Annotated in this window: 17 protein-coding genes; 15 read left to right on the forward strand and 2 right to left on the reverse strand. The window is 65.0% G+C overall.

Annotation, left to right across the window (positions count from 1 at the left end; all coding sequences use genetic code 11):
- Positions 1-3 precede the first annotated feature (3 nt).
- A complete protein-coding gene (locus tag ATF69_RS08985) occupies positions 4-981 on the forward strand; it encodes a tripartite tricarboxylate transporter substrate binding protein (protein ID WP_146870648.1) in 978 nt (325 codons plus the stop codon).
- 83 nt (positions 982-1,064) lie between these two features.
- Here the strand turns inward: ATF69_RS08985 and ATF69_RS08990 are convergent, their stop codons facing one another.
- The gene (locus ATF69_RS08990; RefSeq protein WP_146870649.1) at positions 1,065-2,063 is read right to left on the reverse strand and encodes a LysR family transcriptional regulator; all 999 of its coding nucleotides are present in this window, start codon (positions 2,061-2,063) and stop codon (positions 1,065-1,067) included.
- Between the two features lie 143 nt (positions 2,064-2,206).
- On the opposite strand from ATF69_RS08990, the gene ATF69_RS08995 reads away from it, so the two are divergent.
- The 10 genes from ATF69_RS08995 (at position 2,207) to ATF69_RS09040 (ending at position 11,884) form a co-directional block, all read left to right on the forward strand.
- A complete protein-coding gene (locus tag ATF69_RS08995; protein WP_146870650.1) occupies positions 2,207-3,400 on the forward strand; it encodes a muconate/chloromuconate family cycloisomerase in 1,194 nt (397 codons plus the stop codon).
- A gap of 70 nt (positions 3,401-3,470) precedes the next feature.
- Positions 3,471-4,406 (forward strand): catechol 1,2-dioxygenase, encoded by a 936-nt coding sequence (gene catA / locus ATF69_RS09000; protein ID WP_146870651.1) that lies wholly within the window; start codon positions 3,471-3,473, stop codon positions 4,404-4,406.
- Positions 4,407-4,500: 94 nt separating this feature from the next.
- A complete protein-coding gene (locus ATF69_RS09005; RefSeq protein ID WP_146870652.1) occupies positions 4,501-5,865 on the forward strand; it encodes a Rieske 2Fe-2S domain-containing protein in 1,365 nt (454 codons plus the stop codon).
- Complete coding sequence (gene benB, locus ATF69_RS09010; protein ID WP_146870653.1) at positions 5,862-6,350, forward strand: benzoate 1,2-dioxygenase small subunit; 489 nt, start codon at positions 5,862-5,864, stop codon at positions 6,348-6,350. Before ATF69_RS09005 ends, benB begins: the two co-directional genes overlap by 4 nt.
- Before the next feature lie 16 nt (positions 6,351-6,366).
- Positions 6,367-7,398 (forward strand): benzoate 1,2-dioxygenase electron transfer component BenC, encoded by a 1,032-nt coding sequence (benC, locus tag ATF69_RS09015; RefSeq protein ID WP_146870654.1) that lies wholly within the window; start codon positions 6,367-6,369, stop codon positions 7,396-7,398.
- Between the two features lie 14 nt (positions 7,399-7,412).
- The gene (locus tag ATF69_RS09020) at positions 7,413-8,189 is read left to right on the forward strand and encodes a 1,6-dihydroxycyclohexa-2,4-diene-1-carboxylate dehydrogenase (RefSeq protein ID WP_146870655.1); all 777 of its coding nucleotides are present in this window, start codon (positions 7,413-7,415) and stop codon (positions 8,187-8,189) included.
- Between the two features lie 36 nt (positions 8,190-8,225).
- A complete protein-coding gene (locus ATF69_RS09025) occupies positions 8,226-9,593 on the forward strand; it encodes an MFS transporter (RefSeq protein WP_146870656.1) in 1,368 nt (455 codons plus the stop codon).
- A gap of 66 nt (positions 9,594-9,659) precedes the next feature.
- Positions 9,660-10,478 (forward strand): 3-oxoadipate enol-lactonase, encoded by an 819-nt coding sequence (gene pcaD / locus ATF69_RS09030; protein ID WP_146870657.1) that lies wholly within the window; start codon positions 9,660-9,662, stop codon positions 10,476-10,478.
- A 68-nt stretch (positions 10,479-10,546) separates the two neighbouring features.
- Positions 10,547-10,825 carry a muconolactone Delta-isomerase gene (gene catC, locus ATF69_RS09035; protein WP_146870658.1) on the forward strand — a complete coding sequence of 93 codons (279 nt, stop codon included), beginning with the start codon at positions 10,547-10,549 and terminating at the stop codon, positions 10,823-10,825.
- Positions 10,826-10,891: 66 nt separating this feature from the next.
- Positions 10,892-11,884, forward strand: a complete 993-nt coding sequence (locus tag ATF69_RS09040; RefSeq protein ID WP_146870659.1) for a tripartite tricarboxylate transporter substrate binding protein — start codon at positions 10,892-10,894, stop codon at positions 11,882-11,884.
- Positions 11,885-11,928: 44 nt separating this feature from the next.
- Here the strand turns inward: ATF69_RS09040 and ATF69_RS09045 are convergent, their stop codons facing one another.
- Positions 11,929-12,909, reverse strand: a complete 981-nt coding sequence (locus ATF69_RS09045) for a LysR substrate-binding domain-containing protein (RefSeq protein WP_146870660.1) — start codon at positions 12,907-12,909, stop codon at positions 11,929-11,931.
- 169 nt (positions 12,910-13,078) lie between these two features.
- Between ATF69_RS09045 and ATF69_RS09050 the strand changes: the two genes are divergently transcribed.
- The 4 genes from ATF69_RS09050 to ATF69_RS09065 all read left to right on the forward strand — a co-directional run bounded on the left by ATF69_RS09050 (position 13,079) and on the right by ATF69_RS09065 (position 16,617).
- The gene (locus ATF69_RS09050) at positions 13,079-13,771 is read left to right on the forward strand and encodes a substrate-binding domain-containing protein (RefSeq protein WP_146870661.1); all 693 of its coding nucleotides are present in this window, start codon (positions 13,079-13,081) and stop codon (positions 13,769-13,771) included.
- A gap of 35 nt (positions 13,772-13,806) precedes the next feature.
- A complete protein-coding gene (locus tag ATF69_RS09055; protein WP_056742987.1) occupies positions 13,807-14,841 on the forward strand; it encodes an amidohydrolase family protein in 1,035 nt (344 codons plus the stop codon).
- Position 14,842: 1 nt separating this feature from the next.
- On the forward strand, positions 14,843-15,526 hold the full coding sequence (gene ligK, locus ATF69_RS09060) for a 4-carboxy-4-hydroxy-2-oxoadipate aldolase/oxaloacetate decarboxylase (protein ID WP_056067987.1): 684 nt from the start codon (positions 14,843-14,845) through the stop codon (positions 15,524-15,526).
- An 86-nt stretch (positions 15,527-15,612) separates the two neighbouring features.
- The gene (locus ATF69_RS09065) at positions 15,613-16,617 is read left to right on the forward strand and encodes a Bug family tripartite tricarboxylate transporter substrate binding protein (protein ID WP_146870662.1); all 1,005 of its coding nucleotides are present in this window, start codon (positions 15,613-15,615) and stop codon (positions 16,615-16,617) included.
- The last annotated feature ends 22 nt before the right edge of the window (positions 16,618-16,639 follow it).

Below are 16,639 nucleotides of genomic sequence, written 5' to 3' on the forward strand. Positions count from 1 at the left end.
GCCATGCAAGCCGTGCACCGCAGAACCCTTCTGGCCTGGCTGGCAGCGTCGTTCGGCGGTGCGGCCAGCGCGCAGGCCGCTTTCCCCTCACGCCCGCTGCGTATCGTCGTGCCCAATGCGGCGGGCGGTGCGGCCGACATCACGGCGCGCACGGTGGGCCAGAAGATCGCCGGCCCGCTGGGGCAAAGTGTGGTCATCGAAAACAAACCGAGCGCTGGCGGCGTGGTGGCGGGAGACCTGGTGGCGCGGGCTGAGCCCGACGGCCACACGCTGCTGCTGGTGAGCAGTGGCACGGCGGTGAGCGCCGCGCTGTTCCAGTCGCTGCCGTTCGACACACTCAAGGACTTTGCGCCTGTCTCGCTGCTGGCCACGTTTGATCTGGCCGTGGTGGTGAAAGAAGGTGGGCGTTTTGCCACCCTGGCCGAGCTTCTGGCTTATGCGCGAGCCCACCCGGGCAAGCTCAACATCGGCACGCCACAGATCGGCACCACACAGAACCTGGCGGCCGAGCTGTTCAAGGTGACGGCGGGCATCGACGCGCAGGTGGTGCCTTTCAACGGCACGCCGCCGGTCATCACGGCGCTGCGGGGTGGCGAGATCGACGTGATGATCGACATCCTGGGTGGTCTCATGCCACAGATCGGCGCCAAGGCCCTGCGGCCGCTGGCTGTGATGGGCGCGCAGCGGGCGCCGCAGCTGCTCGATGTGCCCACGGTGCGCGAGAGCGGCGGGCCGCTCGCGGGCTTCAATGTGACCTCGTGGAACGGCTTAGCCGTGCCCGCCAAGACGCCCCCGGCCGTGGTGGAGCGCCTCTCGCGCGAGGTGCAGGCCGCGCTGGCCCAGCCCGACGTCAAAAAGCGCCTGCTGGAACTGAACCTCCATGCCCAGGGCAGCACCCCCACGCAACTGGGCGAGCACCTGGCCGCCGATGTGCGCCGTTGGAGTGATGTGATCGCCCGGGCTCGCATTCCACGGCAGTAGGCCCGCCATCGCCACGCCACACCCTCAGCGTGTGCCGTGGGCAATGATGGTTTCCTGAAAAGGCGTGCACCGGGTCGGGCCGCTCAGGCTGGTCTGGGCTTCTTGCGCACGCGTGGCGGCTTTGCCTCCGGCGCAGGTCGTGATGGGGCTGCACCGCCACCGCCCGGAAACACGCTGTGCTCCACATCCAGCCAGGGCGGGTTCTCTGCGTACATGGCGGCCACCATCTCCTTGATGACGGGGATGTACCAGGCGTTGTCATTGAGCCGGTGGCTCATGATGATGGGCGATGTGATGCGCGCATCGTCGATCAACCGGTAACACAGGTCGCTGCGTAGCCGCGCAGACGCGGGGATCAGGCACAGGCCCGAGTCCGCCGCCACCAGACCCAACGCGGTCTGTATCTCGCGGACCTCGTGGACCTCCGCCGGCCGCACCGCATGGTCGTTGAGTAGGCTCAGCACATGGTCCGCAAAGCTGGGCCGGGGCTCCTTGGGGTACACGATGAGTTTTTGACCTTCCAGCGCGCTCAGCGCAATGCGGCTGGACTCCCCGGCTAGCGGAGAGTCTGGCGGCAGGGCCAGCACCAGACGCTCTTCGCGCAGGATGGTGCGTGCCACCGTGGAGTCGTTGCCCCGCACCCGCCCAAAGCCCACGTCAATCCGGCCAGATTTCAGCGCTGCAAACTGCTGCTGCGACGTGAGTTCCACGAGCTGGATGTCCACATTCGGGTGCTGCAGGCGCAGCTTGCGCACCAGCATGGGCAGGCCACCGTACAGCGTGGATGCCACAAAGCCTATCGACAGCGTGCGCTGCTGGTTCAGGCCGATCTGGCGTGTGGCCGTCTTGAGTTGATCAACGCGGTTGAGGATCTGCAACGCCTGCTCGTAGAACATGCGCCCGGCCTCGGTCAGGCGCAATGGGCGGCTATTGCGCAGGATCAGCTGTACCCCCAGCTCCTCCTCGAGCAACTGGATTTGCCGACTCAGCGGTGGCTGCGCAATGTGCAGCAGCTCGGAGGCGCGCGTGAAGTTGCGCGCATTGGCTACGGCGACGAAATATTTGAGCTGGCGGATATCCATCAGGGTAAACCATAGGTTTGCGAATCGCACATTCGCAAGTGGTTGATTTTTATGGGGCTCAATCAACACTATACCTTCAGGGTATTGAGCAAGACCTATTTGGTGTTGGATTGCGAAGGGGGTCCAGCGGTCCAATTCAGTCCATGCAATACACACAACGTCCCGAGTCTTCCGCAGGCGCCGCCGTCATCGAGCGGGTCGAGACCCTGCTGCTGGACCTGCCCACCATCCGCCCGCACCAGCTGTCCATGGCCACCATGAACGGCCAGACCCTGATGCTGGTGCGCGTTTACTGCGCGGACGGTACCGTTGGCGTGGGCGAAGGCACCACCATCGGCGGCCTGGCCTACGGCGCCGAGTCGCCCGAAGGTATGAAGCTCGCGGTGGACACTTACTTCGCTCCACTGCTGATCGGTACCGACGCCAACCATGTGCCGGCCATCATGGCCCGCCTCAACAAGGCCATCAAGGACAACCGCTTCGCCAAGTGCGCCATCGAGACCGCGCTGTTCGACGCCCTGGGCCATCGCACCGGTCTGCCCGTCTCGCAGCTGCTGGGCGGCCGGGTGCGCGACAGCCTCCCGATTGCCTGGACGTTGGCCTCCGGCGACACGGCCAAGGACATTGCCGAGGCAGAGCGCATGCTGGCGCAGCGCCGCCACAACATCTTCAAGCTCAAGATCGGCCGCCGCAGCGTGGCCGATGACGTGGCCCATGTGGCTGCCATCAAGAAGGCTCTGGGCGACCGCGCCTCCGTCCGTGTGGATGTGAACATGGCCTGGAGTGAGCTCGACGCGCAACACGGCCTGGCCGCGCTGGTGGATGCAGGCTGCGACCTGGTCGAACAGCCCGTGGCGTCGGTCGATGCGCTGGCGCGTCTCAAGGGCCGTTACCCGATTGCGGTGATGGCCGATGAGTCTCTGACCGGGCCTGCCTCGGCTTTTGCCTTGGCACGTGTGGCGGGCGCCGATGTGTTCGCCGTGAAGATCGAGCAATCGGGCGGCCTGCTGGAAGCCCTGCAAGTGGCTGCCATTGCCGATGCCGCCGGCATCGAGCTGTATGGCGGCACCATGCTCGAAGGCGCGGTGGGCACCATGGCTTCGGCCCATGTGTTTGCCACGTTCCGCCATCTGCAGTGGGGCACCGAGCTGTTCGGCCCGCTGCTGCTGACCGAAGAAATTCTGGCTGAGCCCCTGCAGTACCGAGATTTCCAGCTGGCGGTCCCCACAACCCCCGGTCTGGGAATTGCGCTGGACGAAGACCGTGTCCAGCACTTCCGTCGCGACCGCAAACGCAGCCATGCCGTGGGGGTGGGGCAACCCTCCGCTGCGCACTGATCCGGCAGGCGTCTTTCAGTTCCCCCCCAGCCCAGTTCCTGTACCCATCCCACGATCCGAGGAGACAACCATGACCACCCACATTTTCAACACCCCCGAAGTCCAGGACTTCCTGCGCATGGCCAGCGGCCTGACCCAGCCTGGCGGCAATGCCCGCGCCAAGCAGATCGTGCATCGCCTGCTGTCGGACCTGTTCAAGGCCATCGACGACCTGGACATCACCTCCGATGAATACTGGGCGGGCGTTGCCTACCTGAACACGCTGGGCGCGCGCAGCGAAGCCGGACTGCTGTCTCCCGGCCTGGGCCTGGACCGCTTCCTGGACATGCGCATGGACGCCAAGGACGCAGCGCTGGGCATTGAAAACGGCACGCCCCGCACCATCGAGGGCCCCCTGTACGTGGCCGGCGCGCCGGAGGCCCACGGCTTTGCCCGCCTGGACGATGGCAGCGACAAGGCAGGCCATACGCTGATCATGCACGGCACCGTGCACGGTGCCGACGGCAAGCCCCTGCCCAATGCCAAGGTCGAGGTGTGGCATGCCAACACCAAGGGCTTTTACTCGCACTTCGACCCCACGGGCGAGCAGCAGGGTTTCAACATGCGCCGCACCATCATCACCGACGCACAGGGCCGCTACAAGTTCCAGAGCATCGTGCCCAAGGGTTACGGCTGCCCACCTGACGGCCCCACGCAAGCCCTGCTGAACCAGCTGGGCCGCCACGGCAACCGCCCTGCGCACATCCACTTCTTCGTGACGGCCGACGGCCACCGCAAGCTCACCACGCAGATCAACATCGATGGCGATCCGCTGGTGAACGACGACTTTGCTTACGCCACCCGCGAAGGCCTGGTGCCACCGCTGGTCGAGCGCACTGACGCCGCCAGCATCCAGGCCCAGGGCGTCGACGGACCGTTCGCAGAAATCGTCTTTGACTTCACGCTGAGCGCGCTGGTCAACGGCGTGGACAACCAGCTGGTGGAACGCCCCCGTCTGGCGGCCTGATCCGCCCCGACCGCCTTCCGCTCCCCTTTGCTTTCTCCCCTGCACTGCCGCGCATATCGCGGCGGGGGAACTGCTGCACCCTGAGGAATCCACTATGAACACCAACGCTGCTATGGCCGAGCGCTCTGATGTTGAAGCCCTGATCGAAGGCGCCTTGCAGGACGACAAGGAAAACGGCGTCTTCCGTTGCCGCCGGGACATCTTCACGGACCCCGCGCTCTTCGAGCTCGAGATGAAGCACATCTTCGAAGGCAACTGGGTCTATCTGGCGCACGAGAGCCAGATCCCCGAGATCAACGACTACTTCACCACCTACATCGGTCGTCAACCCATCGTCATCACGCGGGGTAAGGACGGCCAGCTGAACGCCGTAATCAATGCCTGCGCACACCGAGGCGCCATGCTGTGCCGCAAGAAGCATGGCAACAAGGGCAGCTTCACCTGCCCCTTCCACGGCTGGACGTTCAACAACACCGGCAAGCTGCTCAAGGTCAAGGACGAGAAGACCACCGAGTACCCGGTGCAGTTCAACAAGGAAGGCTCGCACGACCTCAAGAAGGTGGCGCGCTTTGAAAGCTACAAGGGCTTTCTGTTCGGCAGCCTCAACGCCGACGTACAGCCCCTGCAAGACTACCTGGGCGAGACGAAAGTCATCATCGACCAGATCGTGGACCAGGCGCCTGAAGGGCTGGAAGTGCTGCGCGGCAACTCTTCGTACATCTACGACGGCAACTGGAAGCTCCAGATGGAAAACGGCTGCGATGGCTACCACGTGAGCTCGGTGCACTGGAACTACGCCGCCACCATGGGCCGCCGCAAGGAAGGCGGCACCAAGGCCGTGGACGCCAACGGCTGGAGCAAGAGCGTGGGCGGTGTGTATGGCTTCGAAAACGGCCACATCCTGCTGTGGACCAACACCATGAACCCCGAGGTGCGCCCGGTCTACAACCGCCGCGACGAGCTCAAGGAGCGCTTGGGCGAAGACAAGGCCGAGTTCATCGTCAAGCAGACGCGCAACCTGTGCCTATACCCCAACGTGTACCTGATGGACCAGTTCTCCACGCAGATCCGTGTGGCGCGCCCCATCAGTGTGGACAAGACGGAAATTACCATCTACTGCTTTGCCCCCAAGGGGGAAAGCGCTGAAGACCGCGCCACGCGCATCCGCCAGTACGAAGACTTCTTCAATGTGTCCGGCATGGGCACGGCCGATGACCTGGAAGAGTTCCGCTCGTGCCAGAGCGGCTACGCCGGCAAGGCCGCCCCCTGGAACGACCTGAGTCGCGGCGCACCGCTGTGGATTGAAGGGCAGGACGAGAACGCCCGCAAGATGGGGCTCAAACCCCTGCTGAGCGGCGAGCGCAGCGAGGACGAAGGTCTGTTTGTGTGCCAGCACGAGTACTGGGCGCAAGAGATGCGCAAGGCCGTGGCAACCGAGCGCAAGGGAGGCACAGCATGACCGCCGACTACAGCGCCATCTGCACCTTCTTGTACCGCGAAGCCCGCCTGCTGGATGACCGCCTGTGGGACGAATGGCTGGCCTTGTACGCTGAGGATGTGGAGTACTGGATGCCCGCGTGGGACGATGACGACTGCATCACCGAAGACCCGAACAGCCAGATCTCGCTCATCTACTACAGCAATCGCCATGGACTGGAAGACCGCGTTTTCCGCATCAAGACGGAGCGCTCTGGTGCTTCCATGCCCGAGGCGCGTACAGGCCATGCCGTGCTCAATGTCGAGGTACTGGCAGACCGTGGCACCGAGGTGGATGTCCGCTACAACTTCCACACGCTGAGCCACCGCTACAAGGCCACGGACGAATTCTTCGGGACCATTTTCGTGACGCTGCGCCGCCAGGAAAACAGCTTCCTCATCGGCCGCAAAAAGATCGTCCTGAAAAACGACTACATCCGCCAGGTCATCGACGTGTACCACGTCTGACAGACAGGAGAGCACGATGAGCACCAGCTACCACATTGCCCTGAATTTTGAAGACGGGGTCACCCGCTTCATTTCCTGTGGCGCCCAGGAGAAAGTCCTGGACGCCGCCTTCCGCCAGCGCATCAATCTGCCCATGGACTGCTCCGACGGCGTGTGCGGCACTTGCAAGTGCCGCGCCGAAAGCGGCGACTATGACCTGGGCGACGACTTCATCGAAGACGCGCTGACCGCCGAAGAGGCGGGGCAGCGATTGGTGCTCACCTGCCAGATGGTCCCCCGCTCCGACTGCGTGATCGCGGTGCCTGTGCCCTCCACGGCCTGCAAGACCGGCACGGCCGAATTCAGCGGCACGGTGTCCGGCGTGGAGCGCTTCAGCGATGCGGCCTACGAGCTGACGCTGGACGTGCCTGAGGATGCACCGGCCTTTCTGCCCGGGCAGTACGTGAACATCGGCGTGCCCGGCAGCGGCCAGCACCGGTCGTACTCTTTCAGCTCGGCCACCGGCGCACGCCGCATGACCTTCCTGATCAAGCATGTTCCGGGGGGGCTGATGAGCAGCTGGCTCACCCAGGCGCAGCCCGGCAGCACGCTGGAGATGATCGGCCCGCTAGGCAGCTTCTACCTGCGCCCCGTGGCGCGGCCGTTGCTGTTCCTGGCTGGCGGCACAGGGCTGGCGCCCTTCCTTTCCATGCTGGAGACGCTCTCCGTACAAGGCTGCGCGCAGCCCATCCACATGCTGTACGGCGTGACGCGCGACCAGGACCTGGTGCTGGTAGAGCGCCTAGAAGACTACGCGCGCCGCATTCCGGGCTTCACCTTCAGCACCTGCGTGGCCGATGCCGCCACCGCGCATCCGCAGCAGGGCTACGTGACCGACCACCTGCCCCCGCAGGCACTGCATGACGGCAATGTCGATGTGTACCTGTGCGGCCCGCCGCCCATGGTCGACGCCGTGCAGCGCTATTTCAAGACGGCAGGCATTGCGCCCGCCAGCTTCCACTATGAAAAATTCACGCCCAACCAGGCCGCCGCGCCTGTGGCTGCGTGACCGAGGACCCCACCATGAACCAACGATTTGAAGGCAAGGTGATGCTGATCACCGGCGCCGCACAAGGCATCGGCGAACGCGTGGCTGAGCGCGCCGCCGCAGAAGGCGCAACGCTGGCCCTGGTGGACCGCTCGCCGCTGGTGCGTGAGCTGCGCGACCGGTTGGCGGAGGTCACCCGCGTGATCGCCATCGAGACCGACCTCGAAAAGTTCGAAGGCGCACAGCAGGCCGCAGAGGCCACACACAAGGCCTTTGGCCGCATCGATGTGTTGGTGAACAACGTGGGCGGCACCATCTGGACCAAGCCCTACGAGCACTATGGCCCCGATGAAATCGAAGCCGAGGTGCGCCGCTCGCTGTTCCCCACGCTATGGGGCTGCCGGGCTGTCTTGCCCTACATGCTCAAGAAGAAAAAGGGCGCCATCGTCAACGTGTCGTCCATCGCCACGCGCAGCGTCAACCGCGTGCCCTACGGTGCGGCCAAAGGCGGGGTCAACGCGATGACCGCCTGCCTGGCTTTCGAGAACGGCGAGCGCGGCATCCGCATCAACGCCGTGGCGCCCGGGGGCACCGAGGCGCCTCCACGCCGCATTCCGCGCAACAGTGCCAAGCCCAGCAAGAAGGAGCAGGCCTGGTACCAGCAGATCGTGGACCAGACCGTCGACAGCACGCTCATGAAGCGCTACGGCACGCTGGACGAGCAGGCTTCAGCGATCCTGTTTCTGGCTTCGGACGAGTCGTCCTACATCACTGGCACGGTCATCCCTGTCGGTGGTGGCGACCAGGGCTGACATTGCGGCGCATGCCCATCTTTTGAGGAGACACATATGAAAACAATCGAAATCAACCCCGTCATCGACAACGCCCGCTTCACGCGGTTTCACTGGATGGTGGTGGTGCTGTGCGCCCTGCTGCTGGTCTTTGACGGCTACGACCTGTTCATCTACGGAGTGGTCCTGCCCGTACTGATGACCGAATGGGGACTCTCGCCCGTGCAGGCGGGTGCGCTCGGCAGCTACGCACTGTTTGGAATGATGTTCGGTGCATTCATCTTCGGCCCGCTGGCTGACCGCATTGGGCGCAAGAAGGGCATCGCGATCTGCTTCATGATGTTCAGCCTCGCGACCTTTCTCAATGGCTTTGCCAAGACACCGACCGAGTTCGGTATCTACCGCTTCATCGCTGGGTTGGGTTGTGGCGGTCTCATGCCCAACGCCGTGGCTCTGATGAACGAATATGCCCCCAAGCGTGCCCGCAGTACCCTGGTGGCGCTGATGTTCAGCGGCTACTCGCTGGGTGGCATGCTTTCGGCCGGACTGGGCATCTACGTCCTGCCGCGCTTTGGCTGGCAGGCGATGTTTTTCGCAGCGGCCTTCCCCATGCTGTTGCTGCCACTGATCATGTGGAAGCTGCCGGAATCGGTAGGCTTTCTGGTGCGCCAGGGTAAGGACAAGCAAGCGCGTGACATGCTGGCCCGCGTGAATCCGGAGGCACGAATCGACGCTGACGCGCGTCTGGTGGCGGCCGACGCCAAAGGCGCAGGCGTTCCGATGCTCGACCTCTTCAAGGACGGACGCACGGTGGGCACCCTCATGATCTGGCTGGCGTTTTTTTGCTGCCTGCTCATGGTGTACGCACTGGGTTCGTGGTTGCCTAAGCTGATGGCGGGTGCAGGCTACAGCCTGGGTTCGAGCCTGTCGTTCCTGCTGGCACTGAACTTCGGCGGCATGGCCGGCGCCATTGCAGGCGGGTGGCTGGGTGACCGCTTCAGCCTGCCCAAGGTGGTGGTGGCATTCTTTGCCGTAGGGACAGTGGCTATTGCGCTGCTGGGTTTCAACAGCCCTATGCCGCTTCTGTACCTGCTGATCTTCATTGCCGGAGCCACCACGATCGGTACGCAGATCCTGCTGTATGCGAACACGGCGCAGTTCTATCCGCTGGCCATGCGTTCCACCGGCCTGGGCTGGGCTTCGGGTGTTGGCCGCACGGGGGCCATCGTGGGCCCGCTGCTCGGTGGCTCTCTGTTGGCCGCCGCCCTGCCACTCAAGCTGAACTTCCTGGCGTTCGCGCTGCCGGGCTTGGTGGCTGCGCTGGCCATGGGTGCGTTCATCATCTGGTACCGGCGCGAGGCCTTCCAAGCCCAGCCTGCCGCCGCCGTGCACCTGCAACCCGTACGGGCTGGCGTGGTGCGCTGAGCTGCACATCCCTGCCGCTGCCAGCGCACCGTCAGTGCTGGCAGCTTCGATCATTGAAGGAGAAACATGAGCCACCAAGCCATCGCACTCGCCACCGCACGCGGCACCTTCCGCGTTGCCGTGGATGGCGACGCCGCAGCACCCGCGCTGGTGCTGGGCAACTCGCTGGGCACCACTCTGGAAATGTGGGAGCCACAGGTGCCTGCGTTTTCCTCGACGTTCCGCGTCATCCGCTACGACACGCGTGGCCACGGTGGCAGCCCGGTCACCCCAGGGCCATATAGCTTTGAAGAGCTGGGGCTTGACGTGCTGGCCATTCTGGACGCGCTCGGGGTGGACAAGGCATCGTTTTGCGGCATTTCAATGGGCGGACACACCGGCCTGTGGCTGGGTGTGCATGCGAGTGATCGCCTGCAGGCGCTGGCCGTTTGCAACAGTGCGGCCCGCATTGGTGCACTGGGCCCCTGGATGGAGCGGGCTACCATGGTGCGCACCGCAGGTGTCGCCGGCATGCGGTCGCTGGCTGATTCGGCGCCCGCACGCTGGTTCACTGCGGAGTTTGCCCAAGCCCATCCGGCCGTCGTGCAGCGAGCCCAGCAGTGGATCGCAGGTATCGAACCCGAAGGCTATGCCGCCTGTTGCGAGGCGCTTGGTGCATCGGACCTGCGCCATGCGCTGAACCGTATTGCCACGCCCACGCTGCTGCTGGCGGGCGATTCGGACCCCGTCACCACGGTGACCGATGCCCAAGCCATGCAGGCTGGCATCCCAGGTTCCAGACTGGCCGTGGTGCCCGCATCGCACCTGTCGAACCTCGAGGCGCAGCAGGCTTTCTCCGAGGCCGTGTTGGGTTTTCTGGCCAGTGCGGCGGTGGCCGCTGTCTGAGCCGCCGCGTCCAATACCCCATACCCCATACCCTCTTTCCCTTTCGCAACTCTCTTTCAAGGAAACCCATGCTGTACCTCGTCCACATGATCGTTGACATTCCTGCCTCCATTGCCCCCGAAGAAGCCGCGCGCATCAAGGCCGAGGAAAAGGCCTATTCCCAGCAGTTGCAGCGGAGCGGCCAATGGGCCCACCTGTGGCGCGTGGTGGGCGAGTACGCCAACTACAGCGTGTTCGATGTGCCCGGCAATGACGAGCTGCACGACCTGCTGAGCAAGCTGCCACTGTTCCCGTACATGAAGATCACCGTTACCCCGCTGGCCAAACACCCTTCAGCCATCGCCTGAGGTGGCCTGCGTCGGCGTGCGCACCGCGCTGCTGACGCTCCCCTGTGCTTCTTTGTAAGGCCCACCATGCGCCCCCTACGCCAAATCCTTGCAGCCGCCATCGCGGCTGTTGCTGCAACGCTGATGCTGACCGCACCGGCGCGGGCCCAGCCTGAGTCCACCTGGCCCAGCAAGCCCATCAAGTGGGTGGTGCCGTTCCCCCCTGGTGGTGCGATGGACTTGATTGCACGCACCCTGGGTGAAAGGGCCGCGAGCGAGCTTGGCCAGCCGGTGGTGATTGAGAACCGGCCAGGCGCTGGCGGCAACATCGGGGCCGACCACGTGGCCAAGCAGCCTGCCGACGGCTACACCATCATGATCACGTCGATTGGCATGGCCACTAACCGGGCGCTCTACCCGAAGCTCACGTATGACCCGGTGAAGGACTTCGCCCCCGTGAGCTTGCTGGCCATGGTGCCCAATGTGCTGGTCGTCAATGCCGCCAGCTCCGTCGAGCGCACGGTCAAAGAGGTGATTGCCCGTGCCCAGAAGGCGCCTGGCAAGCTCACCTATGCGTCGGCGGGGAACGGCACGTCCATCCACCTGGCAGGCGAAGTCTTCGCGTCCATGGCGGGTGTACAGATCACGCACATTCCGTACAAGGGCAGCGGACCTGCTGTGACCGACATGTTGGGTGGCCAGGTGGACCTGATGTTTGACAGCATCACATCGGCACGGCCGCACATCCAGTCCGGCAAGCTGCGCGCGCTGGCCGTGACCACAGCGCGGCGCTCTGCCGCGCTGCCTGACGTGCCGACTCTGGCCGAGGCGGGCGTAACCGGGTACGAGGTATCTCCCTGGTTCGCAGTGTTTGTCCGCGCGGGTACACCGCCCGAGGTGATTGCGCGCCTGAACAAGGTGCTCAATACCGCTATGAAACAGCCCGAGACGCTGCGAAAGCTGGAGGGTGTGGGCGCCGAGCCCATCGGCTCCACGCCGCAGGAGCTGGCCGCGCACCTGAACCACGAACTGGACCGCTGGGGTCAACTCATCCGGCAGCGCCAAATCCGCGCGGACTGACAGGCTCCGAGCCTGCCGCCGCGCGCTTTCAACACCTTTACCTATCAGGCCACCACCGACGCCGGATAGAGCGTGCGCAGCGTATGGCGGATGAGCTCTGCCATCGCCTGCTGGGTCAGTGTGGCGGGGCGCTGGGAGCTCACGGCCATGAACAGTTTGCTGCGCAACCGACCACCGCCAGCAGATCCCTCGGCCGTGTCGGCCCCCCCGTCTCCCGTAGCGCCCTGGAGTGGCCGGGTGCTGAACACCTCGGGCTTACCCGACGTGGTGACCGCATTCATGGGCAGCACCGCACAGCCCGCGCCGTCGGCCACCAGGTCCAGGATGGCCGCCACGCCATCGATCTCCAGGCTGATCTGCGGGCGCTTGCCGCGTGCTGCCAGTTCGGATTCCACCAGCATGCGGATGGAGTTGGGGCGCGTGGGGATGACCAGCGGAAAACGCGGCAGCTCGTCCAGCGGCAGGGGCGTGCGGGCCAGGGCATCGGCCTCCGCCTCGCTCTGGCCTGGGGCGCGGCGCTGCACCAGAAACAGGTCTTCCTCCAGCAGCGCCGTGGTCTCGATGCCCGGCGCGGGCGTGGTGTTGTAAAGCAGTGCGATGTCGAGCAGCCCGGTGGTCAGCGATTCGCGCATGGCAACCGACAGGCCCTCGCTGATGGCCAGCGCCGCGTCGGGCATCTTCACGCGGAAGGCGCGGGTCAGCGGCACGGTCAGCACCTTGGCAATGCTGGGCGGCAGGCCGATGGCCACGCGCCCGGCCAGGGCGCCGCGCACGCGGCCCAGCTCCTCGCGGGCGCGCTCCACCTGGTGCAGGATGCCGCGCCCGTGCTCCAGCAGCAGCTTGCCCGCCTCGGTGGGCGTGGCGCCCCGGCCGTTGCGCACCAGCAGGTTCTGGCGCAGCTCCACCTCCAGCAGGCGCACCTGGCGGCTCAGCGCAGGCTGGGCGATGTCCAGTACCACCGAGGCGCGGGTAAAGCTGCCCAGCTCGGCCACCCGCACAAAGTATTCGATCTGCTTGAGGTCCATGGCAAGGCTCTCTGCTATTTGCAATAGCTGTAGGTCAACGATCACGGAATGATATATCTGGTAGTGCCGGTGCCGCCTTCATGTTTGGGCTGCGGCTGCCCACAATCGGCGGCATGTATACAACTGCACGCACCGCCTGGGCCACCCGCAGCCCGGCAGGAGACAACGCATGACGCAGACCGTGATCCGTGGCATTTCTTCCATGGCCACGCGCCAGGTGCTGGCCGATCTGGTGGCCGGTTTTGCACAGCAGTCGGGTACGCAGGCCGCCATCGAATCGGTGGGCGGGGTGGACGCCGCCAAGCGCGTGGCGGCCGGGGAGGCATTCGACGTGGTGATCCTCGCCTCCGACGCCATCGACAAGCTTTTGGCTGCGGGCCATCTGGTGCCCGGTAGCAAGGTGGACTGGGTGCACTCCGGCGTGGCCGTGGCCGTGCCTGCCGGCGCGCCGCTGCCCGACCTGTCGAGCGAAGACGCCGTGCGCCAGGCCGTGTTGGCTGCGCCCAGCATCAGCCTGTCCACCGGCCCCAGCGGCGTGGCGCTGGCCAAGCTGTTCGAGCGCTGGGGCATTGCCGATCAGATCGCCCCGCGCATGGTGCAGGCGCCCCCCGGCGTGCCCGTGGGCTCGCTGGTGGCCAAGGGCGAGGTGGCGTTGGGCTTTCAGCAACTGAGCGAGCTGCTGCACGTGCAGGGCATCCAGATCGTGGGCCCGCTGCCACCGGCCATCCAGATCACCACCACGTTTTCCGCAGGCGTTGGCGTGCATTCGCAACAGGCGGATGCAGCACGTGCGTTGCTGGCTTACCTGGCCTCTCCCGCTGCGGCGGACGCCAAGCAAAAGCAGGGCATGACCCCCGCCTGACCGATCACAAGAACACCTTCCTGGAGCACCCAAAAATGAGCCTCATCATCGACTGCCACGGCCACTACACCACGGCCCCCAAGGCGCTGGAGAACTGGCGCAATGCGCAGATCGCCGGCATCAAAGACCCAGCCGCCATGCCCAAAGTGGCAGACCTGCACATCAGCGACGACGAGCTGCGCGAGTCCATCGAGACCAACCAGCTCAAGCTGATGAAGGAGCGCGGCAGCGACATCACGCTGTTCAGCCCACGCGCCAGCTTCATGGCCCACCACATCGGCGACTTCAATGTGTCCAGCACCTGGGCCGCCATCTGCAACGAGCTGTGCTATCGGGTCTCCACGCTGTTCCCCGACCACTTCGTGCCCGTGGCTATGCTGCCGCAAAGCCCCGGTGTCGATCCCGCGACCTGCATCCCTGAGCTGGAAAAGTGCGTGCACGAATACGGCGCCGTGGGCATCAACCTGAACCCTGACCCTTCCGGCGGCCACTGGACCAGCCCCCCGCTGACCGACAAGCACTGGTACCCCATCTACGAAAAGATGGTGGAGTACGACCTGCCCGCCATGATCCACGTGAGCACCAGCTGCAACGCGTGCTTCCACACCACCGGCGCGCACTACCTGAACGCCGACACCACGGCCTTCATGCAGCTCATCCAGGGCGACCTGTTCAAGGACTTCCCCACGCTCAAGTTCCTGATCCCGCACGGCGGTGGCGCGGTGCCTTACCACTGGGGCCGCTTCCGTGGGCTGGCGCAGGAAATGAAGAAGCCGCTGCTCGACGAGCACCTGATGAACAACGTGTACTTCGACACCTGCGTGTACCACCAGCCCGGTATCGACCTGCTGAACACCGTGATCCCGGTGAAGAACGTGCTGTTCGCCAGCGAAATGATCGGCGCGGTGCGGGGCATTGACCCCACCACCGGCAACTACTACGACGACACCAAGCGCTACATCGAGGCCTCCACCATCCTGAGTGCCGACGACAAGCACCAGATCTACGAAGCCAACACGCGCCGCGTGTTCTCCCGACTCGACTCACGCCTGAAGGCAAAGGGGCTCTGACATGTTTGAACTTGGCGTTGTCTATCGCAACATCACCCGCGCTGACCGCGCAGCCGCTGACGGCCTCGCAGCCCTGGGCTCGGCCACCGTGCACGAGGCCATGGGCCGCGTGGGCCTGCTCAAGCCCTATATGCGCCCCATCTACAGCGGCCAGCAGGTCAGCGGCACGGCCGTCACCGTGCTGCTGCAGCCTGGCGACAACTGGATGATGCATGTGGCGGCCGAGCAGATCCAGCCCGGCGACATCGTGGTGGCGGCCGTCACTTCGGAGTGCACCGACGGCTACTTTGGCGACCTGCTGGCCACCAGTTTCCAGGCGCGTGGCGCGCGCGCCCTCATCATCGACGCCGGTGTGCGCGACGTGAAGACGCTGCAGGAGATGAACTTCCCCGTGTGGAGCCGCGCGATCAGCAGCAAGGGCACCATCAAGGCCACGCTGGGCTCGGTCAACATCCCCGTGGTGTGTGCCGGTGCGCTGGTCACGCCGGGCGACGTGATCGTGGCCGACGACGACGGCGTGGTGTGTGTGCCCGCCGCCCGCGCGGCCGAGACCCTGGCCGCCGCGCAAAAGCGCGAGAGCTTTGAGGGCGAGAAGCGCGCCAAGCTCGCCAGCGGCGTGCTGGGCCTGGACATGTACAACATGCGCCCCGGCCTGGAGAAGGCGGGCCTCAAGTACATCGATTGAGCGGTTTTTCAGTCTTTTGGGCTGCAAGCGCTAGTCAATCATGCGCTTGCAGCTATGTAATTAATAGCAAATAGCTTCTTCTTTCCATGCGTTGTTCCGTGCCTCCCGTTTCTCTCTCCCGCCGTGTGGGCCTGGCCGTGGGCCTGGCCACAGCCCTGGGCTGTGTGCCCCAGTTCGCCTCGGCGCAGGCGTTTCCGTCCAAGCCCGTGCGCATCATCACGCCCTTCCCCGTGGGCGGTGGCCCGGACGGCGTGGCCCGCCTGGTGGCCGACAAGTTGTCCAAGAGCTGGGGCCAGCCCGTGGTGGTCGAGAACCGCCCCGGTGGCAACGGCTTCATCGCCATCGATGCGTTCAAGCGCGGCGCCAAAGACGGGCATGACCTGATCGTGCTCGACAACGTGCACCTGGCCGCCTACCCCAGCCTGTTCAAGAAGCTGCCGTACGACACGGCCAAGGACTTCGACACGCTGCTGCCGCTGTTCAAGACCTATTTCTTCTTCACGGTGGCCGCCAACAGCAAATACAAAGCCGTGGGCGACATCGTGGCCGACGCCAAGGCCAACCCCGGCAAGCTCAACTACGGCTCCTGGTCCATCGGCAACCCGGTGCACCTGGGCTCCGAGCTGTTTGAAAGCGCCACCGGCACGCAGATGGAGCATGTGCTCTACAAAGAGACGACGCAGCTCTACACTTCGGTCTCCACCGGCGAGCTGTCGTTTGCGCTGGGCAGCGCCGCCACGGCCGGGCCGCTGCAACGTGCGGGCAAGCTGCGCTTTCTGGCCGTCACCGCGCCGCAGCGCCTGGCCAGCTTTCCGGATGTGCCCACCGTGGGCGAATCGGGTGGCCCCAAGGGCTTTGAGGTGACGGGCTGGAACGCCATCGCCGTGCCGCCCGGCCTGCCTGCTGCCGTGACCGACAAGATCCGCAAGGACATCGAGCAGGCCCTGTCCGGCGCCGATGTGCAGGAGAAGTTCAAGAGCTTTGGCTACGAGCCCTTCCCCACAACGCGCGCGCAGTTCGCCCAGTTCGTCAAGGACGAGAGCCAGCGTTTTGGCGACGTGATCAAGAAGGCCAACGTGTCCCTCGACTGACCTGCCCCACCCAGCAACCAAG

It is taken from the genome of Acidovorax delafieldii (assembly GCF_007993815.1).
GTDB classification, from domain to species: Bacteria; Pseudomonadota; Gammaproteobacteria; order Burkholderiales; family Burkholderiaceae_C; genus Acidovorax; species Acidovorax delafieldii.